Source organism: Streptomyces niveus (assembly GCF_001723055.1).
GTDB lineage: Bacteria > Actinomycetota > Actinomycetes > Streptomycetales > Streptomycetaceae > Streptomyces > Streptomyces niveus.
Genome location: NZ_MDCR01000040.1, coordinates 74,561 through 95,424, shown reverse-complemented (window position 1 = coordinate 95,424; position 20,864 = coordinate 74,561). Strand labels below are relative to the sequence as shown.

At 71.8% G+C, this 20,864-nt stretch carries 16 protein-coding genes; 5 read left to right on the top strand and 11 right to left on the bottom strand.

The window, feature by feature from the left end; genetic code table 11:
- Positions 1-28 precede the first annotated feature (28 nt).
- The 6 genes from BHU15_RS06400 to BHU15_RS06375 form a co-directional block, all read right to left on the bottom strand.
- Positions 29-1,378, bottom strand: a complete 1,350-nt coding sequence (locus tag BHU15_RS06400) for a M14 family metallopeptidase (protein ID WP_069626268.1) — start codon at positions 1,376-1,378, stop codon at positions 29-31.
- A gap of 193 nt (positions 1,379-1,571) precedes the next feature.
- Positions 1,572-2,489, bottom strand: a complete 918-nt coding sequence (locus BHU15_RS06395; RefSeq protein ID WP_069626267.1) for an LLM class flavin-dependent oxidoreductase — start codon at positions 2,487-2,489, stop codon at positions 1,572-1,574.
- Between the two features lie 123 nt (positions 2,490-2,612).
- Positions 2,613-3,308 carry an HAD family hydrolase gene (locus tag BHU15_RS06390; protein WP_023543426.1) on the bottom strand — a complete coding sequence of 232 codons (696 nt, stop codon included), beginning with the start codon at positions 3,306-3,308 and terminating at the stop codon, positions 2,613-2,615.
- A gap of 19 nt (positions 3,309-3,327) precedes the next feature.
- Positions 3,328-4,032, bottom strand: a complete 705-nt coding sequence (locus tag BHU15_RS06385) for a phosphatase PAP2 family protein (RefSeq protein WP_079127945.1) — start codon at positions 4,030-4,032, stop codon at positions 3,328-3,330.
- Between the two features lie 52 nt (positions 4,033-4,084).
- The gene (locus BHU15_RS06380; protein ID WP_069626266.1) at positions 4,085-5,020 is read right to left on the bottom strand and encodes a M56 family metallopeptidase; all 936 of its coding nucleotides are present in this window, start codon (positions 5,018-5,020) and stop codon (positions 4,085-4,087) included.
- Between the two features lie 132 nt (positions 5,021-5,152).
- Positions 5,153-5,833 (bottom strand): DUF5134 domain-containing protein, encoded by a 681-nt coding sequence (locus tag BHU15_RS06375; protein ID WP_069626265.1) that lies wholly within the window; start codon positions 5,831-5,833, stop codon positions 5,153-5,155.
- Between the two features lie 380 nt (positions 5,834-6,213).
- On the opposite strand from BHU15_RS06375, the gene BHU15_RS06370 reads away from it, so the two are divergent.
- Positions 6,214-7,485, top strand: coding sequence for a glycoside hydrolase family 99 protein (locus BHU15_RS06370; RefSeq protein WP_031232435.1), 1,272 nt, complete (start codon positions 6,214-6,216; stop codon positions 7,483-7,485).
- 97 nt (positions 7,486-7,582) lie between these two features.
- On the opposite strand, the gene BHU15_RS38085 is transcribed toward BHU15_RS06370, so the two are convergent.
- The 5 genes from BHU15_RS38085 to BHU15_RS06345 all read right to left on the bottom strand — a co-directional run bounded on the left by BHU15_RS38085 (position 7,583) and on the right by BHU15_RS06345 (position 16,495).
- A complete protein-coding gene (locus BHU15_RS38085; RefSeq protein WP_079127944.1) occupies positions 7,583-10,156 on the bottom strand; it encodes an ROK family protein in 2,574 nt (857 codons plus the stop codon).
- Positions 10,149-13,355: an alpha-mannosidase gene (locus tag BHU15_RS06360; RefSeq protein ID WP_069626264.1), complete on the bottom strand. Its 3,207-nt coding sequence runs from the start codon at positions 13,353-13,355 to the stop codon at positions 10,149-10,151. Before BHU15_RS06360 ends, BHU15_RS38085 begins: the two co-directional genes overlap by 8 nt.
- 256 nt (positions 13,356-13,611) lie before the next feature.
- Entirely contained in the window at positions 13,612-14,322 is a 711-nt protein-coding gene (locus BHU15_RS39085; protein ID WP_069626263.1) for a Gfo/Idh/MocA family protein, read from the bottom strand.
- Positions 14,319-15,605 (bottom strand): enolase C-terminal domain-like protein, encoded by a 1,287-nt coding sequence (locus BHU15_RS06350; RefSeq protein ID WP_069626262.1) that lies wholly within the window; start codon positions 15,603-15,605, stop codon positions 14,319-14,321. Before BHU15_RS06350 ends, BHU15_RS39085 begins: the two co-directional genes overlap by 4 nt.
- Positions 15,606-15,709: 104 nt before the next feature.
- Complete coding sequence (locus BHU15_RS06345) at positions 15,710-16,495, bottom strand: IclR family transcriptional regulator (RefSeq protein ID WP_069626300.1); 786 nt, start codon at positions 16,493-16,495, stop codon at positions 15,710-15,712.
- 157 nt (positions 16,496-16,652) lie between these two features.
- On the opposite strand from BHU15_RS06345, the gene BHU15_RS06340 reads away from it, so the two are divergent.
- Genes BHU15_RS06340 through BHU15_RS06325 form a run of 4 tightly spaced genes read left to right on the top strand, consistent with a single transcriptional unit; the run spans position 16,653 to position 20,810 of the window.
- Positions 16,653-18,035: an ABC transporter substrate-binding protein gene (locus tag BHU15_RS06340; protein ID WP_079127941.1), complete on the top strand. Its 1,383-nt coding sequence runs from the start codon at positions 16,653-16,655 to the stop codon at positions 18,033-18,035.
- Positions 18,032-19,054: a carbohydrate ABC transporter permease gene (locus BHU15_RS06335; RefSeq protein ID WP_023543437.1), complete on the top strand. Its 1,023-nt coding sequence runs from the start codon at positions 18,032-18,034 to the stop codon at positions 19,052-19,054. The genes BHU15_RS06340 and BHU15_RS06335 overlap by 4 nt, the downstream gene beginning before the upstream one ends.
- Positions 19,051-19,911, top strand: coding sequence for a carbohydrate ABC transporter permease (locus BHU15_RS06330; protein WP_069626261.1), 861 nt, complete (start codon positions 19,051-19,053; stop codon positions 19,909-19,911). The genes BHU15_RS06335 and BHU15_RS06330 overlap by 4 nt, the downstream gene beginning before the upstream one ends.
- Entirely contained in the window at positions 19,911-20,810 is a 900-nt protein-coding gene (locus BHU15_RS06325; protein ID WP_023543439.1) for an NAD-dependent epimerase/dehydratase family protein, read from the top strand. The genes BHU15_RS06330 and BHU15_RS06325 overlap by 1 nt, the downstream gene beginning before the upstream one ends.
- Positions 20,811-20,864: the final 54 nt, after the last annotated feature.

Below are 20,864 nucleotides of genomic sequence, written 5' to 3'. Positions count from 1 at the left end.
GTCTGTCACTCGGTGCGAGCACGCCGGCTCACGCGCAGTACTGCGACTCCTTGCCGATGGAGCGGTACATGCAGTCGGCGTTCTCCAGCAGTTGGAGGACCGCGTCGCGGTTGCGGTCCGTCTCGCGTTCGATGACCTCGTCGGGAGGATAGAAGCCACCGCCGCCGGCGCTGCCCGGGTACATCTCGAAGGTGTACGCGAAGACCTTCTGGTTACCCCACAGCCAGTCGTCGATCGACCCGTCCGTGATGTAGAGGTCGCTCGCCTGCTCGGCGGTGTAACCGTTGCTCGCGGCCATCTTCCCGCCGACCGCGGCGAAGGCGTTCCGGTCGTCCAGGGTCATGCCGGGAGCCGTGTCGGCCTTCGTGTAGCCGTACGGCCACAGCACCAGCTCGCTGTACGTGTGGAAGTCGATCGCCGCCTTGAGCTGCTGCTTGCCGCCGACGACCCGGCTGCGCGCGAAGTCCGCGACCACCTTGACCTCCGGCGCGGACTCGGCGCGCGGGCCGCGGTACGTCTCCGAGCCGGGGGTGGTGGAGGAGCCGCCGCAGCAGCCCCACTGGAAGGCCCAGTTGCGGTTCAGGTCCGTACCGACCCTCGTGGAGCCGGAGTTGGGCTGGCGGTTCAGTCGCCAGCTGCGGTACGAACCGGTGGCGATGTCGTACTCGCCGCCGTCCGGGTTGACGTCCGGGACGATCCAGATCTCCCGGCTGTTCACGGCGTTGGTGACCCGCGGGTCGGTGCCGTAGTCGTCACCCAGTTCACGGATCAGATACAGCGCCATCTCGACGGTGAGATGCTCCCGGGCGTGCTGGTGGTGCGTGAAGAGCACCTCGGGCTCGGCCTCGTCCGTCGCCACGTTGTCGCTGATCTTGACCGCGATGATGTCGCGGCCCTCGTAGCTCTTGCCGATGACACGCTTGCTGATCAGATTCGGGTGGGCGGCGATCCGCTGGTTGATCTCGGCGTTCATCTCGGCGTAGTTGTGATAGCGCGAGTCGGCCGAGGGGAAGTCGAGCGGCTGGGCGGCTCTGCCGTTGTTCCTGGCGGGCGGCGCGGGCAGGATGTCGAGCTGATGGCCGAGTGCGCGCAGCCGGTTCGCCTGGGAGTCGGTGGCGCTGACGACCGTCGAGTCGGCGTCCGCCTCGTCCACCGAGACGCCGGTGGCGGCGAGCGCGGTACGGGAAACGGCGTCGGCCGCGCCGGGTATCTCGTACTGCCGGATCCGTTCCTCCACGGCGGCTCCGGGCGCGGCCTCCGAGGCCGGGGGCGGGGACGGAGGCGCGGCCTCCGCCGTGAACGGGACGGCCACGGCGAGCGCCAGCATCACCGCGAGTGCGGCGGCCTTCGATCTGTGCTCGCGTATGCGAAGTCGCATGTTGTCTCCTGGATGGGGAGCGGTGTGGGGGGTTCAGCCGCGCCGGGTCAGTGGGCGGCCAGGTCCTGTTCACCGGACAGGACCTGGTTGTTGGCGCACATCGTGACGGGATGGCATGGTCAGGTCAAGTAACCAAGTTCGGCCATCCCGCCGACACCCCCGAGCCCCCGCCGTGGCGCGCCGCCCCGCCGGCTCAGCCGGCCAGCAGCGTGGCCGTCCGCGCCAGCAGCTCATGACCCGTGCGCCACCCCGCCACCGAACCACCGCTCAGCACGATCCGGTCGGCGCCCGCCTCGACGTACGCGGCCAGCCGCTCCGCCGCCTCCTCGGGCGTCCCCACGATCCCCACGTCCGCCGCGTGGCCGGGATCGACCTCGTACGCGTCGACGACCATCCGGACCAGGGCGTCCCGCGCGGCGGCCACCTCCCCGGCGGGAACGTCGAGTTGGATCGGCACGGCCACGGTGACGGGCGGGACGGGGCGGCCCGCCTCGTCCGCGTACCGCCGCAACCGCCGTACCCCGTCGGCGACTTGGGCCGGTGAGATCACGGCGGGGAACCAGCCCGCGCCGAACTCCACCGCCCGCCGAAGCACCGCGTCCTCCAGCCCGCCGGCGACCAGCAGCGGGGGAGCGGCGGCGGTGGGCGCGAGCGTGATCTCGACGCCCCCCGGAGTGAACCGGGTCGGCTCGCCCCCGACCAGCCCGGGCAGCAGCCGCAGCGCCTCCTCCGTACGGGCCTCGGCGTCCGCGCGCCGTACGCCCAGCGCGTCCCACGCGGGCGCGTCGCGCAGCCCGCCGTGCCAGCGCTCCCACGCGCCACGGCCGTCCCCGACGCCCACGAGCAGCCGCCCCCGCGACACGTACTGGAGCGAGGCCACCTCCTTCGCGAGCAGCGGGAGCGGCCGTACGGCGGCGAGCAGTACGCCGTACCCGACGCGCACCCGCTCTGTGACGGCCGCCGCCGTCGCCAGCACCACCTCCGGGGCGAGCGACGCGTACCGCCCCGCGAGGTGGTCCCAGCACCAGACCGATTCGAAGCCCAGGCGCTCGGCGTCGCGCGCGCTGTCCGCGATCTCGTCGGTCCCGAGAAAGATGCCGATGTCAGTCATGTCCGAGGTCCCCGATCCGTAGCCGGCTGTTCTCCCTGCCGACCACGAGGCAACAACGTCAACCTCGCTTGAGGTCAACAGCCGCCGGACCGAGGGACCCTGAACGACAGGACGAGGGCCTGCTCAGCGGGTGAGGGCGAGCACCGGGCGCAGACCCGCCGGGCGTTCCTCCACCGGCAGATGGTCCACGAAGTGGACGGCGCAGCCCAGTTCGGACGCCCCGCCGTCCGCCGTCCGGTCGTCCCCGACCATCAGCACGTCGCGCGGATCCTGTCCGACGGCCTCACACGCCGCGCCGAACAGCCTCGGATCCGGTTTCTGGATGCCGTGCTCGTACGACAGCACATAGGCGTCCACGAACTCGTCCACGCCGTGCGCGCGGAATACCGGGCGCAGATCCCAGCCGATGTTGCTGATCACACCGACGCCGATGCCCTCGCGCTTCAGCGTGCCGAGCACCTCCGCCGTGTCGGCGTACGGCCGCCAGGCGTCCGGGGTGCGATGGCGCTCGTAGAGCGCGTCGTACAGCCGGGGATCGGGGAGCGCCACCTGCCGGGCCAGACCCGTGTACGCGGCCCTGTGCCGCTCCGCGCTCTCGTCGCGCGTGGCCCACAGCCCGGCCAGGTCCGGCGGGAGCTGCTGCGGCGTCGGCCCGCCGGGCAGAGCCCCCGCGACGGCCAGTTGGACCGCGTACCGCCGGACCTCCTCGGGCGGCACGGGCACACTCAACTCGTCGAGCACGGCCCGGAGCCAGGAACCGGCCGATTCGATACGGAACAGGGTCCCTGAGAAGTCGAAAAGCACACCCTTGATCTTCATGACCCCGATCCTTGCCGGGTCACCGCCACCGGGACAAGGCCCGTCCTTCGTACGTGGCGATCGACAGGGCCACAAGACACGCCCCGAACAGCCAGCCGGCCACCACGTCCGAACTCCAGTGCACCCCCAGCCAGAGGCGGGTGAACCCGACACCGATCACCGAGACGACCCCCACCACCAGCAGGACCCGCCACAGCGGGCCGCCCAGTCCGTGCCGGCGCAGCACCCACAGGAGCATGCCGATGGTGACGGTCGCGGTCATCGCGTGGCCCGAGGGGAAAGCGGCGTAGTGCGCCGAGTCGACCGGGTCCGGCCAGCTGGGGCGCTGGCGCCCGACGGCGGACTTCACGCCCTGCGAGATCAGGGCGCCCACCAGGCTCGTCAGGGCGACCCAGCAGGCGAGAAGCCGTGCGCCGCGGAACCACAGGACGAAGAAGGCGACGGCCGTCAGGAGCCGCATCGTCCAGGGGTCCCACACCCAGTCGGTGAGGATCCGGTTCGCGTGGGTCAGACCCCGGTCCGCCACCGCCTGCCGGTGCAGGTCGACGGCGATGCTCCGGTCCAGGGAAAGCAGCGGACCCCACTTGGCGGCGACGAGCGCCAGCAGCACCACGGAGGCCACGCCCAGCACCACACCGACGCGGACCGGCGTCACGCCCCCCGACGGCCCGGACGGCGACGGCGAGACCGGCGATGACGGCGGGGGGACCGCGGGGGATTGCATGCGCTGATCCTTAACGTCGAAGGGGCCACAACTGTCGGAGGGCCCCGCCAAGTTAACCCAGCGTGCGTAGTGCCGGGATGAAGGCCACCACGAGCGGCACGGCGGGCACCAGCGCCGCCGCCGCCGTCAGCCGCAGCCTGCGGCCCGCCGTGAGCCGGGGGAGCGGCGTCAGCAGCCGGTCGACCCGGCGCGGCAGTTCGCCGTCCGGGGCCGGGCAGGGGCCGAACACCCCACGGTCCTCGTTCAGTTCGACCAGGGCGAGCGCGATCGTCAGCCGGCCGAACCGGCGCGAGGCCACATCGTCGGCGGCCAGCTCCACCAGACGGTGCATCTCGGCCTGGAACGCGGCGAAGACCGGCACCTGCGGGAAACCGTTGGCCAACGCCGACGAGCAGTGCAGCAGCCAGTCGTGCCGCGCCCGGGCGTGGCCCTGCTCGTGGGCCAGTACGGCGTCGAGCTGGCGGCCCCCCAGCCGCCGCAGGGCGGCCGTGGTGATGACGAGCTGCGGTGCCGCGCCCGGCAGCCACCAGGCGCCCGGACGCTCGCCCTCCAGGACGACCAGCGGGCCGCCGCCGGACTCCTCGCCGGGCAACAGCGGGGAACGGACGAGCAGTTCCCTGCGGCGCTGCTTGCGGCGCGTGTGGGCCCGGTGGATCTCGCGCGTGAGCATCGCGCCCGTCCACACACCGCCGGCCGCCAGGAGTACGGCCAGCATCGCCGACCACGGACGGTGCGCGCCGAGCGCGTACGCCTCGACGACCCTGCTCGGGGCCGGGGCGAAGACATGTCCCCGTACGGCCACCCAGGCCGCAGCCGCGCTGAAGGTCATGGCGAGGGCGAAGCACAGCAGTACGGCGGCCACCACGCACTGCCACACCCAGAGCGCCACCACGGGCTCGCGCTCGGGCCATTCGGCGCGGGCCAGCAGCCGTGGGGCGGCCACGGCGGCCAGCGCGGCGAGCGTCAGCAGCACGAGGGAGACCATCATGGTCGTCAGTTTATGAGGGCGGGGCCGCTCAGGGGGCCGGGCGCGGGCGCCAAGTGACGCAGGACACGGTCGTCGGTCGTGTCGGCGTCTCTTGTGCGTCCGTCCGCCGGTCTCGTGTGCCGGTCTCCTACGTCAGAGCGTGAGCAGCATCGCCAGCATGGCGATACCCATGGAGAGCCGGCAGGCCAGCGCCATCTCGGGCCTGCCCTCCGGGGCGCCGGCGTCCGGCACCACCACCGGCACCGCTTCCGTCACCGTCCCCGCGGCCGGCCCTGCCGTCCGGCCGGTGTCCGGAGGCACCGTGCCCGCGAGCTCCGGGCCGGTGCGCCCGTGGGACGCGGTCACGGTCACGGTCTGCAACGGGAGCAGCCGCGCGCCCGTCCACAGCACGAACCCCGCGTAGTAGATCAGCAGCACGCCCGTGGCCAGCGGTGTCCCGCCCGCGTCGCCCGTGCCCTGGGTGCCGTGCCCGTCATGCGCGGCGCCGGGGAGCAGGGCCATCGCCACCGACATGTAGACCATGGCGAGCATGCCGACGAGATGGTGCAGATGGTGCGACGACCTGCGGGCCGGGCCCAGGGTGCGCAGCGCGGCGACCCCGAAGACCGCCGCGTACAACAGCCAGACCCAGCGCGGCGGTGTGACCACCGCGGCGGGCACGGCCATCGCCGCCATCCCGAATCCCATCAGGGCCTCGCCGCCCGCCGTGCCGCGTCCCGCGCCCGGGGCGCCGCGCAGCCGCAGCAGACAGTAGGTCCCGGCCGCCGCGCAGAGCGCCACGACCAGCCAGCCGGCAGTTGCCGGTCCGTGCACCGCGCACCTTCCCCTCGCCTTGCTCCATCGATGTCCACACAAACGGTGTCAACGGTGAAATGCCCCAGTCGTTCGAGGCGCATGCGAGCGCAGAGAGACACGGGGGGAGCGCACTGGGGGGACACGGCCCCCGATCGCGCCGCGCGGAAAGTGCGTGCTTTTCGCATTCCGCTGGAAACGGAAAACGTAAATAAAATAGGCTGACACTTTCTCTTGATTGGTCTGGACAAAGCCTTGCGCGGGCCTTGTCGTGGCCGTCCGAAAGCGGTTACTTTTCGATGGTGCGCCACGGAGGCGGGCGGGCTGCCGCCGCCTGTAATTCCCCCCACCCCCGTGGATCCGCGTAATTCAGGCAGATTTCTAGTGGGAGGAAATACTCCGTGAGTATTTCAAGACGCGCCGTGATCGCATCGGCGCTGGCCGGCACAGCAGCCGCCGGTGGTGTCCTCGGCAGTCAGCAGGCGGGCGCCGCCCCCGCCCCGCGAAGCAGGGCCGCCGCGGCACCCGCCGCGAGTCCGCCCGGCGATGTCGTCGGCAAGATCAGCGTCGGATATCAGGGCTGGTTCGCCGCCAAGGGCGACGGCTCCCCGATCGACCGGTGGTGGCACTGGAGCCAGGACTCCGGCCAGCCGCCGTCACTCACCAACAACACCATCAAGTCGTGGCCGGATATGCGGGAGTACACCCGTTCATTCCCCACCGCGTACCCGAATCTGAACAACGGCCAGCCGGCCGCGCTGTTCTCCTCGCACGACCAGCAGACCGTCGACACCCACTTCAGATGGATGCGCGAGAACAACTGCGACACCGCCGCGCTCCAGCGCTTCAACCCCGTCGGCGGCGAAGGCCCGATGCGGGACGCGATGGCGGTCAAGGTACGCCGGTCGGCCGAGGCGAACGGCCGGAAGTTCTACATCATGTACGACGTCACCGACTGGCGCGCCATGCAGTCCGAGATCAAGGCGGACTGGACGAACAAGATGAAGGCGTACACGTCGTCGAGCATGTACGCCAGGCAGAACGGCAAGCCGGTCGTCTGCATCTGGGGCTTCGGCTTCGCCGACGACAAGCGCCCGTTCGCGCCCCCCGAGTGTCTGGACGTCATCAACTGGTTCAAGGGACAGGGCTGTTACGTCATCGGCGGGGTGCCGACCCACTGGCGCAACGGCAACAGCGACTCCAGGCCCGGCTTCTCCGGCGTCTATCACGCGTTCAACATGATCTCGCCGTGGATGGTCGGGCGGATGGGCAACGTCACCCAGGCCGACCAGTTCTACCGGGACGTTAACACCCCCGACAAGGCGGACTGCGACGCCAGTGGCATCGACTACCAGCCCTGTGTGATGCCGGGAGACCTCCAGTCCAGGCATCGCGCGCACGGCGACTTCATGTGGCGGCAGTTCTACAACATGTGCCGGCTGAACGTCGCGGGGATCTACATCTCCATGTTCGACGAGTACAACGAGGGCAATCAGATCGCCAAGACCGCGGAGAACGGCTCGCAGGTGCCGTCCGGTTCCGGCATCTGGGCGCTCGACGAGGACGGCACGGCCTGCTCGTCGGACTACTACCTGCGGCTCACCGGTGACGGCGGGCGGATGCTGAAGAAGCAGATCGGGCTGACCGCGACGCGGCCGACGCCGCCGAGGTGACTCCTCGCCCGATGTGAGGACGTGCGGGCCGTACGGGATCTCCCGGCGGCCCGCACGTCGCGTTCGTCATGTTGGGCGTGGTGTGTGTTCCACGTGGTCAGCCCGTGGGCAGGTGGCGCGCCCGCGTCTCCCGCCCCCGCAGCCTCGGCGTGAACGTCGCATGGAAGATCGTGGACGCGGCCCCCACGGCGGCGGCCCCCGCGCTCAGCACGGACGGCTCCACCTCGACCCGGCGCAGCCGCCGGGCGGTCGGGAACTCGTTGACCGTACGGGCGATCTCGGCCAGGTAGAAGTCCGCGACGTCGTCCGTGAAGAACGGCCCGCCGAGGACGATCAGATCGATGTCCAGCAGGTCGATCAGCCCCAGCGCGCCCCGCCCGACCGCCTGCGCCACCTCGCGCACGGCCGCGGCCGCCGCCCTGTCGCCCGCTGCCGCCGCCCGGCCCACCGCCAGATACGCGGCGGTGCTCCCGCCCGTCGTGGCCACCGGGCGCAGGCCGCCGCGCGCCGCCAGGTCGGGCACCGAGACCGGCGGATTGCACTCGGGCAGGATCTCGGGCCGGCCGTCCTTGTCCACCCGCCCCAGCGCGATGGCGCAGAGCTGTCCGAACTCGCCCGCGTTCGCGCTGACGCCCCGGTAGATGTCCCCGTTCAGATAGAGACCGGTGCCCACGCCCGTACCGAGATAGAGGTACGCGAAGTCCCTGGCCCGCCGGTCGCGGCCGATCCAGCGCTCGCCGGCCGCCGCGGCGGTCGAGTCCTTCTCCATGATGACCGGGCACGGGAAGTGGTCCTTGAGGAGATAGAGCAGCGGAAGATCGCCCCAGGCCGACATCAGGGGCGGTCCGAGTACGGTCCCGGACGCGATGTCCACCGGCCCCGGCACCGCGACGCCGATGCCGAGGAACCCGTCGGGCCGTACGGCTCCGCCCGCCTCGGCCAGCGTCTCGCGGCCCAGCGCGGCCACCCGCTCCACGAACTCGGCCGGGTCGGTGTCCGCGCTGACGGACCGCGTGCGGGTGCACACGATCGCGCCGTCGAGGTCGATCACGACCGCCGTCAGCAGTTCGGGATCGATATGGATCCCGAGCGCGTGCGCGGCGGCGCCGCGCAGCCGTACCGGCGTACGCGGCTTGCCCGAGGTGGCGCGCAGTTGCGCGTCCTCGATCAGGATGCCCCGGTCGAGCAGGGACCGGGCGATGCGGGACACCGACTGCTGGGTGAGTCCGGTGCGATGGGCGATCTCGCCGCGCGTGATGGTGCCGGAGAGCCGGACGGTCTCGATGACCACGCACTCGTTGAACGACCCCAGGTCGATCTGGTTGACGCCGCTCCAGGTGTGCCCGCGCGCGGAGCCGACCTTCGCGCTCTCGGCCCCGAGATGCCCCGCGACGTTCTCGCGCAGCCAGCGCACGGTGTGCTGCGGGTCGTCGGGGCGCCCCGCCGCGTACCGCTCCAACTCGGCGGCCAGATCGAGATAGACGCGCCGCGACGACTCCGGATGACTGGTGCTGTCGAGCGCGATCATGGCCCGCAGGAAGGTGCGCCAGGTCGAGCGCGCGGGAATGTGATGACACGTCACGGTACCCGTGGTGCCGGGTGGTTGGGGCGTGTCGGTGGCCGGTGCGGGAGCACCGTCGGACGCGTCGTCCCACAACGTGACGGCGTGCAGGGCGAGATCGGGATGCCGCCGGCTCGCCTGCGCGAGATACCCGGCCAACGCCCGGTCGGACGCGCCGACATCGGCGCTTCGCGCCCGGGAGTCCACGTCGGGTGGCGCGGGCCGTGTGCCCGCGACGCGCCGGCTGTCGGAGCCGGGGCCCGAACTGTCCGCCGGGACCTGCCCGGGATCGGCGCCGAAGGCACCGGTCGTGCCCACGGCGTGGGCAGGGTCCCGGTGCGGTTCGCCGGGCGTGGACCCGTCGGCCCAGCCGCCCGCCGCTCCGGCGGAGCCGGGGGCGACGGCCGTCGTGCGGCCCTGCCGCCGGCTCGCCGCGTGATCCGTCCCCGCGCCGGCCCCGGGACCCTCGGCCGGCCCGGCCCCGTCGCGGCGTGTCGATGCCAGTGCCGATGCCGATGCCAGTGCCGCGTCCAGTGAGCGGTCGAGGCCCGCCAGGACGTCCGCGCCTATCACCGTGCCGGACGTCGCCGGCGGGCTCGGGACCAGTCGGGTGCCTGCCAGCAGGACGCCGCGCAGGCCGTCCACGTACAGGCCCATCACCCAGACATCGGCCCCCGGCAGCGGTGGTCGCGTCGGGACCGACGGGGACACCGGCTCGTCCGGGACCAGGCGCCAGCGGCGGCGGATGCCGGCGACCGTGGCGTGCGAGAGGCCCAACTCCCTTGCCACCGCCCGCGAAGCGCCGCTGCCGCCGGGGGCCAGCAGCGTACGCGTGACGACCTCGGCCTCGTCGACCGTCGCCGGTCTGCCGGTGCGCGGCCGGTGTTCGAGCCCGTCGATGCCCGCGCTCGTCCAGCGCTGCCGCCAACTGCCGACGGTCTGCCGCGACACCCCGAGCCGCCGCGAGATCTCCGCGTCGCGCAGCCCGTCGGCCGCCAGCAGCACGACACCGGCGCGGGTGGCCAGCGCACCGCCCTCGTCGGCCCAGCGGCGCAGCACGGCGCGGAGTTCGGGGGAGAGCGTGCCGTCGCCCGGTCGGGTGTCAGACACCCGGGACCTCCTCCGGGCCCGCCCCGCGCACCAGCCGCAGCGTCAGGATCTGGCAGGGCCGCAGCGTCAGCGCCACGGACCGGCCGGTGTGCGCGCGCACGGTGAGCGTGTCCTCCAGGAGGTCCGTCTCGCGCACGGCGGTGACGGGGAATCCGGCGGTCAGCGTCGTACGGGCCCGGCCGCCGCGCGACTCGTACAGCCGCACCACCACATCGCCCGACCGGTCGTCGGCGAGCTTCACCGCCTCGACCACCACGGCCGGGTCGTCCACGCTCACCAGCGGCTCCACCGGCCCGGCCGCCGGCCCCGCACGCAGCGGGAGGTTGAGGGCGTAACCCTCCGAGATCGCGTCGGCGACATCGGCGCCGGGGCGCAGCGTGTGCCGGAAGTGCTGCGGCCCGCGGTCGGCGTGCGGGTCGGGGCTGTGCGCGGCACGCAGCAGCGACAGCCGTACGAGCGTGGTGGTCCCGCGGTCCGCGCGGGTGAGGCGCGAGACGTCGTAGCCGTACGACGCGTCCGAGGCGAGCGCCACGCCCCAGCCGTGCTCGCCGACCTGGATCCAGCGATGCGCCCACTGCTCGTAACGGGCCGCGTCCCGGCCGGTGTTCTCGTGCGTGGGGCGCTCGGCATGGCCGTACTGGATCTCGGCGCGGCTGTTCTCGGCGTGTACGTCCAGCGGCCAGGCGGCCTTGAGCAGTGTGTCCTGTTCGCGCCAGTCGACGTCGGTGTCGATGTTCAGCGCACGGCTGCCCGCCGTCAGCGTCAGCCACTGCGTGATGGTGGACCTGCCGGTGCCGCGCTCCACCCGTATCCGCGCCAACAGCGGTCCGCTGTCGGTCACTTCGACCGACGACGCGACGTCCAGATCGCGGTGCGTGCCACCGTGCGCGTCGCGTCGCGGTGCGTCGAGCCCGGTCGCGCTCCACAACGCCGGGTCGTCCCGGTGCAGTTGGAGCAGATTCCCCGCCCCGCCGGGCGCGATGGCCTCGCGGTCCACCGTCAGGTCGAGCGCGGAGCGTACGAGCCCCGCCGCGTCGATGTGGATCCGCAGCAGTCCGTTGTCCAGCAGGTGCCCGCCGCCGAGCGCGGGATCGGCGGCGGTGACGGACACCGGCGCCGTGCCGCCGAGCGGCAGTCCGGCCGGGCCCCGGCCGAGCGCGGGTGCCTCGGCAAGCACGGCGAGCCGTCCGTCGGACAGCGGCTGGCCCGCGTCCGCCACGCCCGCTCCGGTCGGCCCGTCCTGGTCGAGCACGACCACCTCGCGGCGGGCGCGCGGACCGGCGTTGAGGACCGTCACCCCGTCCGGGCCGCCCGCCGCCCGCCGGATCAGGCCCTCCAGCCTGCGGTGGACCGTGCGGTACGCCTGCTCGGCCTCCTCGTGCACCCAGGCGATGGCGCCGCCCGACAGGATGTCCCGGCTCTGGTGGAGCAGGACGCGCTTCCACAAGGCGTCCAGTTCCTCGTACGGGTAGGGCACCCCGTCCCGTACGGCCGCCGTCGCCGACCACAACTCGGCCTCGCGCAGCAGGGATTCGCTTCGGCGGTTGCCGCGCTTCGTGCGGGCCTGGCTCGTGTACGAGCCGTGGTGCGTCCGCGTGGACAGCTCGCCGCGCCACACCGGGGCGTGCGGGTACTCCGCCAGCGCGTCCCGGAAGAAGTGCGCGGGGTGCTGGATCCCGACGCGGGGCGAACCCTCCAGGTCGGCCAGTCTGCGGGCGCGTTCCAGCGTCTCGCGGGTGGGTCCCGCGCCTTCGTCGTCCGCGCCCTCGCCGGCAGCGTCGTCGTGGTCCGTGCCGTGGTGGTCCGTGCCGTCGGGCGCACCCGGCCGCCGGCCGAAGGGCATCAGCGAGCGGCTGCCGCCGCCCTTGTCCGCGTACGCCGCGACCGCGTCCGCCAACTCGGGCCCCGTGAGCGCCGCGTGGTGCGGACCGGCGGGCGGGCAGTGCGTGAAGATCCGGCTGCCGTCGGGGCCCTCCCACCAGAACGTGTGGTGCGGAAGGGAGTCGGTGTCGTGTTCGGCGGGCGTGTGGCCGAGGAGCCAGCGTGCCCCCGCCAGCACGGCGAGTTGCGGCAGGGCGGCGCTCATGCCGCCGGGTCCCGGCAGCCAGACGCCGTCGCAGTCCACGCCCAGCTCTTCGCGGTAGAAGCGCCGTCCGAGCGCGAACTGCCGTGCCAGCGACTCCCCGCCGGGCAGATTCGCGTCCGGCTCCACCCACATGCCGCCCACGGGCGCCCAGTTGCCCCGCGCGACGGCCTTGCGTATCCGCTCGAACACATGCGGGTGCTGGTCCTTCATCCAGGCGTGCCGCTGCGCCTGCGGCGCCGCGAACACCAACTCCGGATACTCCTCGCTGAGCGCCGCCATGCTGCTGAAGGCGCGGGCACTCGCGCGGACGCTCTCGCGCATCGGCCGCAGCCGGGCGGAGCCGGAGCGCGCGTGCCCGACGGCGGCGACGGTGTGCGCGGACTCGTACGCCCGGCGGGCCAGCACCGGTGCCAGGACGTCCCGCGCGCCGGCGGCCGTCCCCGGGATGTCACGGGGGTCGACGGCGGCGACGGCCCGGTCCAGTGCCCGCAGGATCTCGTGGCGGCGCGGCAGCTCGGCGGGCAGCGCGCGCATCAAGCTGTGCAGGACATCGATGTCATGGATGAGCTGCCAGATGTTCTCGTCGCGTACGGCGAGATCCGCGCGGAGCAACTGGTGGAGAGGTTCGTCGCCGGCGGTCACCGGGTCGCCGAAGTGCGCCCCCGCCCCGGTGGCCGCGTCGATCAACGGATTGGCCGCCGCCTCCACGAGCAGCCGTACGGGCTCGCCGCCCCGCGCCTGCGCCGCGACGGTCACGGCCTGGTCGTGCGGGTACAGGCCCTGGAGCGGCGTGCCGTGCTCGTCGTGGACCAGCCCCTCGGCCCGGCCGCCGCCGAGGTCGATCACGGCCTCCACCCGGCGGCCCGCCCAGCGCTCGGGCACCTCGGCGGTGAAGCGGAACCAGCTGGTCGACCACGGGCCGCCGCCCCACCTCTCGCCGACGACGAACGGCGCGTACCCGGCACGGAGCGCCACGTCGACGGGCACCGGCTCGCCCGGGATGTGCCAGGCCCCGACCTCCATCGGGAGCCGCGCGGTGTACAGCGCGGGGCGCAGCCGATGATCGAGGAAATGGGCTGTTCGCGCCTCTCCGGACTTCCTTCGGTCATGCATGGGCGGCCCTTCCTGTCCTGCCGGTAACCGCCATGTAAAACCAAGAGTGTTATCAAGTCAACGCCTGTTCCGATTACTTCTGCATTCCTGGTGGTAGGGGCTTCGTGATTGAATTGTCAGCCGAATTCCCGCCCGTAAAGTTCCCCTCCTGGACATTAATTGGCCTGACGAATCGGGGAGTGAAGAACGGCAGGAAGGCCGCCGCCTTCCTGCCGTTCGTGTGGGGGGTGGGGGCGCTCGGGGCCCCGCGCCGGGGCTACGGCCGTACGGCCTCCGGCCTCGCGCGATCGCCGCGCACCGGCAGCCAGACGCCGTCGCGTGCCGCGTCGGGCAGTGTCAGCATCACGTCGAGAACATGGCGGGCGAGTTCGCCCGGCGCCCGCCCGTCGCTCCGGCAGCCGCCCGAGGCGCGCGACACCGGAAGCGGCTCCCACGTGCCACCGGCCCGGTGCAGTTCCACCGGCCCGTCGGAGCCGTCGGGGTCGGGCAGGGAGAGTGAGCCCTCGGTGCCGTGCACCTCGATGTGCGGCAGCCGCCCCTCGCGGTCGCCCGAGTTGATGACGAGCGTCGTCAGCGCGCCGCCCTCGTGTTCCAGGAGTCCGGTGACCTGGGTGTCCGCCCCTGCCTCGAAGCGTTCGCCGGCCCTCGGTGGGGGCGGGGTCGCGGCGACCCAGCTGACCGGCCCGAGCAGATGGACGAGCGCGGAGATGTGATGAGGGCCGGTGTCGAAGAGCGGCCCGCCGCCGGGCCGGTCGTACAACTCGGAGGCGGGACAAGGGCGTTCCGGCCCGGGGGCGGTGATGAACGCGCAGGCGGCGACCGGGACGCCGATGAGCCCGTCGTCCACCGCCCGGCGCGCGGTCCGCACACCCGTACCCAGCACGGTGTCGCCGACGACCGGGCCGCCCCTCGGGCCCGCGAGCCCGGAGCCGGGACCGGACGGCGCGTCCGACGGAGTGGCTGTCATGGTCGTTGCACGCTCCCGTCCGTGTTGCGCAGCAGGGCCCAGCGGTCGTGTTCCAGCGGCTCGGGCACCGGATGTCTGCGCGCCGCCGCCTCGTCGAAGTCGACACCGTGACCGGGGGCCTCGTGCGGGGACAGCGCGCCGTCGTGCGCGACGACCGTACCGGGGAAGACGTCGAGCACGGCGGGCTTGAACACGGCAGCTTCCTGCACGCCGAAGGCGTGGCTGCTGATGTTCATGGCGAGCGTGGCGGCCTGCGCGACGGGGCTGACGTCGGCGGGACCGTGCGGCGCGAGCCGTACGCCGCGCAACTCGCAGTAGGCGGCGAGCTTGCGGGCCGGGGTGAGGCCGCCCAGCGTCGGGACCCGGATCCGGGCGAAGTCGATGTCGGGTCCATCGAGCAGTGGCAGGAACTGGCCGACGTCGTGGAAGAGTTCACCCACGGCCAGTGGTACGGGGGAGGCGGCGCGCAGGGCCGCGAAGTGGCGCGCGTCCTCCGGGGCGAGCAGATCCTCCACGAAGTACAGCCCGGCGTCCTCGACCCGGCGCAGGAAGTCCCGCGCCTGCCGGGGGTCGAGCCGCTCGTGCGCGTCGTGCAGCAACTCGACCTCGTCGCCCACCCGTTCGCGTACGGCGGTCAGGACGCGCGGCACGGTCCGTACGTACGCGGCGGAGTCCCACGGCACCGAGCGGGTGCGCAGCGCGTGGGCGTCGGTGGCGGCCGTGGCGGCGGTGCCGTAGGTGTCGGAGCCGGGCACGGACGCCTGGACCCGGACATGGCGGTAGCCGCGCTCCCGCGCCGCCACGACCTTGTCTGCGATCTCGTCGGCGCCGGCGCCGCTGACATGGGTGTAGGCCTCGGCGTGGGTACGGACCCGGCCGCCGAACAGCGAGTACAGCGGTGCGCCGAGGCGCTTGGCCTTGAGGTCCCACAGGGCGACGTCGATCCCGCCGAGCGCGTTGCCGGTCACCGAACCGCCCCTCCAGTAGGCGCTGTTGAGGAGCAGCCGGTGGATGTCGTCGATGTCGTCGGGATCGCGCCCGATCAGCATCGGGGCCAGATAGTCGTCCAGCACGGACCGTACGGCGAGGGTGCGCTGCGGGTCGCTGGCGCAGCCGAGACCGTAGAGCCCCGGTTCGTTGGTCTCGACGCGGACGACGAGGTGGGGGCAGCCGTGCGGGGCGGTGAGGAAGGTGGAGACGGCCGTGATGCGGATCTTCGCACCGCGTTCCTCGACCCAGGGAGCGGGGGCGAGGATGTCGGAGCGGGCATCAGGCTGAGCCATTCGAACTCCAGCGTACAGATAGCAGGATGATGTACTGCTATCCGAACGTAGAGAGAGCGCTCTTAATTTGTCAATGACTCTACCAAATATGGGTCGAGCAGTCTTCAGTGCTGCCCGAGCCGTTTGAGGAGTGTCCCCAGCGCGTGCGCGGCCTCCGTGACGGCCCCGGCGATCTCCCGCACCCGGGCGTCGTCCATCCGGCTCTTGGGGGCGGAGCAGCTGATGGCGTCGCCGGCGCCGTGACCGGTGCCCAGCGCCACGGCCACACAGCGGATGTCCACGGAGTTCTCGCCGTCGTCCATCGCCCAGCCCTGGAGCCTGGCCTCGGCGAGCTGGCGGATCAGCTCGTCGGGGTCGGTCACGGTGTCGGGGGTGAGCCGGGCCAGCGGCCAGTCCAGCCGGCGCTGCACCTCGGCCGCGTCGTACTGCGACAGCATCGCCTTGCCGAGGGCCGTCGCGTGCGCCGGCAGTCGGCGGCCCACCGCCGAGTACATCCGCAGCGCGTGCCGTGACTCGCGTTTGGCCAGGTAGACGACGTCGGTCCCGTCCAGCCTGCCCAGGTGTACCGACTCGCCGGTCTCCTCGGCGAGCGCGTCCAGGACCGGCCCGGCGAGGCTCGCGACGTCGTCGCCCTCCAGATAGGCGGTGCCCGTCAGCAGGGCCTTGAGGCCGAGGCTGTAGCGGGTGCCCGAGGCGTCCAGGTCGACCCAGCGCCGCGCCTCCATCGTCCGCAGGATCGCGTGCAGGCTGCTTTTCGGCACCGCCATCGCGCTCGCCATCTCGGCGAGCGAGAGCCGGGCGCCCTCGGTGCCGAGCAGTTCGAGCACCTCCAGCACCCGCGCCGCCGACTTGACCTCATCGGGCTTACGCCCTCGCGCTGCCGCTGCCACCGATTCCACGGAACCTCCGCTCCCAGCACCGGCGCCCCTCGGCGAACCGGTCAGCACGATTCTCGACGTGCGTCTTGACGCTATATCACCGCAACCATAAGTTCAGTCACTCCAACGTCATTCGGTTATCTGAACGGTTGAATCCTAGGTAGGGGCCATGCGCATACCATTCGCGCGGAATGTCCGGCTCGTGGCTCTGGCCGCGACCACCGCGCTCACACTGACCACCCTCTCCGCCTGCGGCGGATCGTCCGACTCGGGCAGCGACTCCGACTCACTGGAGATGTGGACGTTCAAGCAGTCCCACGTCGGCGCCCTGCGCGCGGCGGCGGAGGAGTTCAAGAAGGAAACCGGCATCACGGTCACGATCGAGGCGTACACACCCGACGACGCCTACACCACCAAGGTGCAGAGCTCGGCCAAGACCGGCAACCTCCCCGACGTCCTCGAAGTCCACTCCGACGGTGAGGACTTCGTCCTCGGCGCGGCCGGTGTCGCCGCCGACCTCCAGGACCAGATCCCGGACTCCTGGAGCGGCCGTTTCCAGGAGGCGATCAAGGGCTCGGGCACCGTCACCGCGCAGAAGTTCAAGGAATCGCAGGCCAAGGACTCCACCTTCAAGGGGGTCGAGCAGGGCCAGCGGTTCAGCGTCCCCCTGAGCGCGGGCACCTTCGGCATCGTCTACGCCAACAAGCAGAAGCTGGCCGACGCCGGGATCACCAAGGCCCCCGCCACCTGGGAGGAGTTCCTCGCGGCGCTGGAGGCCACCCACCACAAGGACCCCAAGACCGGGGGCGTCAGCCTCGGCCTCAAGGTCAAGTCCACCGGACTCACCTGGGTCCTCCAGCCCATGGCCTACGCGCAGTTGGGCAAGGAGGCCTACAGCGACCTGTGGGGCAAGGACAAGGCGGGCGACTTCAGCTCGCCCAACGGCACCAAGGTCCTGTCCATGTACGACGAGATCACCCCGTACTGGATGCCCGGCAGCCAGACCCTCACCATCGACGAGGCCGACCAGGCCTTCGCCCAGGGCAAGTCGGCCTTCGCCGTCGGCGGCACCTTCACCCTCGCCTTCCTCCAGCAGAACGGCATGAAGGCCGACGACGTACTCGCCTTCGGGATGCCCGCCCCCAAGGACGGTGCCATCCCCCAGCGCGCGCTCGGCCCGATCGCGCTGACCGGACTGAGCCTCACGGCCACCAGCGAACAGCCCGAGAACGCCAAGAAGTGGATGGAGTTCCTCTCCGGCACCGACGTCGCGGCCAACTTCGCCAAGGAGTCGGCCGACCTGCCCGCCACCGAGCTGGGCGCCGACTCCGCCAAGGTCCTCGGCCCCGCCCTCACCTCGATGATGGAGAGCTTCCAGGGCACGCCCGAGACCACGTACGACCCGAGCCTCAACGACTTCCGCCCGCCGGGCTACGACCAGGACCGGGCCGGCGAGATCCTCGCCGACCTCACCCCGCTGGGGAAGGACAGCCCGACCGGGACCGGCGACAAGCTCAGCAAGCTCAACAGCAACTACTGGGCGACCCAGTGACCACAGCACCTCGAACCACCGCACACGGGGAGGCCGGGGGCGACGGCGCGAGCCGTACGCCCCCGGCCGGGGGACGCGCCGCCAAGTCCGGCCGCGCGTCCGGCGGGCGGCCACCACGCCGCCGGTTCGGGACCGAGGCCGTCACCGGCTATCTCTTCGTGGCCCCCGCCGTGGTCCTGTTCGCCGTCATGGGCCTCTACACCATCGGCTACGGCTTCCTGCTGAGCTTCGCGTCCTGGAACGGCTTCATGCCGCACTGGACCTGGGTCGGCCTGGACAACTACGCCGACCTCCTGTGGCGCAGCCCCATCTACGCGCCACGGGTGCGCAGCGCGGGACTGAACACGCTCTGGGTCATGATCTCCGTACCGCTGCTGACGGTCCTGGTGTCGTTTCCGCTGGCCATCCTGCTGGGCCAGGCCCGCCGGATGCAGTCCATCCTCCGGTCGGTCTTCTTCCTGCCGTACGTGACCAGCGGTATCGCCGTATTCTTCGCCTGGCAGTACATCCTCCAGCCGGACGGCGCCGTCAACCTGCTGCTCGACCAGCTCGGGCTCGGCTCGCTCCAGCAGCCGCAGGGCTGGCTCGGCAACCCCGACACCGCCCTGCCCACCATGATCGTGGTGACCGTGTGGGGCCATGTGCCCGTCGCGATGCTGCTGTATCTGACAGGTCTTCAGACCATCGACCGCAGCCTGCTGGAGGCCGCCGAACTCGACGGCGCCGGCTGGTGGCGTACCAACCTGTCCGTCGTCTGGCCGCTGCTGCGCCCGATCACGGCGATCGTCGTCCTGCTCAACCTGCGGGACTCGCTCCAGGGCTTCCAGACCTTCCTGGTGATGACGAACGGCGGCCCCGGCGACCACACCAACGTGCTCGGCCTGGAGGCGTACAGCCTCGCCTTCCTCAAACAGCTGCGGCCCACTCTCGGCCTCGCGAGCGCGCTCGGCTGGCTGCTGTTCGCCGCCGCCCTGGTACTGGCCCTGATCAATCTGCGAGCGCTGCGGAGCAAGACATGACGTCCATCCCCCTGGCCGGCCGCCCCGACAAGCGCACCCGCCGGATCCTCGCCCGTACCGTCGTCGGTCTGCTGCTCGCCGGATACGCGCTCATCAGCGTCTATCCGTTCCTCTGGATGATCTCCGCCGCGTTCAAGGACCAGCTGGAGGTGGTCAGCGGCGGTCATCTGATCCCGAAGAACCCCACCCTCGACACCCTGATCGACACCTGGAACAAGCTCCACTTCTTCGACTTCTTCCTCAACAGCCTGCTGGTGACGCTCTACACGGTGGTCCTCACCCTGGTCGTCTACGCGGCGGCCGGCTACGCCTTCGCCGTGCTGCGCTTCCCCGGACGCGCCTTCCTCTCACGGATGTTCGTCGCACTGCTCTTCGTGCCCGGCGTGACGGTGATGCTGCCGATCGTGCTGCTGGAGAACGAGATGGGCATCCTCGGGACGCACTGGGGACTGGTGCTGCCGTTCGTCAACGGCGGCGCCCCGCTGTCGATCCTGCTGATGACCGGCGCGTTCAACGCCATACCGGCCGAACTGCGCGACTCCGCGCGGGTCGACGGCGCGGGCGAGTTCCGGATCTTCCTCAACATCTATCTGCCCCTGGCCCAACCCGCCCTGATCACGGTCGCGTTGCTCACCGCGATCCCGACCTGGAACGAGTATCTGCTCACCCGTGTCTCACTCAACGACCAGTCGACCTTCACGCTCCCGCTCGGCCTCCAGACCCTCGCGGCCGAGAACGTCCCCCACTACAACAACCTGATGGCCGGAGCCCTCATCGTGGTCATCCCCGTCGTCCTGCTCTTCGTCTGTCTCCAGCGCTACTTCGTCAACGGCCTCGTCGGGGCGGTGAAGGGCTGATGCGCGTCCTGGTCACCGGCGCCGCCGGACACATCGGCGGCCATGTCATCGACGACCTGCTGGCCCACGGCCACCGGATCGTCGCCACCGACCTCGTCCCCCTCGACGACCCGCGCCTCGACCGCGTCCACACCGGCGATCTCAGCGATCCCGCACTGGTGCGCGACGCCATGGCGGGCGCCGAGGCCGTCGTCCATCTGGGCGCCATCCCGCACCCCAACTCCCCTGACGACAGCGCCCTGTTCGCCGCCAACTGCCTGACCGCGCACCGGGTCCTGGACGAGGCGGGCCGTACCGGCGTACGCCGCGTCGTCGCCGCCTCCAGCCTGGCCGCGGTGGGACTCGCCTGGTCGCCCCGGCCGCAGTCGCCGCGCTACGTACCCGTGGACGAGGAACACCCCACGCTCGTCCAGGATCCGTACGGCCTCTCCAAAGTCGTGCTGGAGGAGACGGCCCGCGCCACACACCGGCGCCACGGCACCGACATCGTCTGCATGCGGTTCCCGTTCACCGGCACGGGCGAGCGGCTGGCCGCCCAACTCGCCGCCGTACGCGACGATCCGGGCGGGCACCGGATGGACCTGTGGGGGTGGCTCGACACGAGGGACGCCGCCAGGGCCGTCCGGTACGCGCTCACCGCCGAGCTGACGGGCTGTCATGTCCTCAATGTGGCCGCGGACGACACGTCGTCACCCGTGCCGACGGCCCAACTCCTCGAAGAACACCACCCGGGCGTGCCGTACTTCACCGAACTGACCGGCCACACCTCGCTGTTCGACACCTCCGCCTGCGCGCGGCTGCTGGGCTTCGCGCCGAAGCACTCCAGGAGCGCGCCGGACACGGCGGACCGGACGGACGAGGACACCGGCGAGGAGGCCGACGCCGTAAGGGAGACGTGATCACACGGGGCGGCCACGGGGGCGGGACTCCGGCGCGGGGTACGGCTCCGCCGC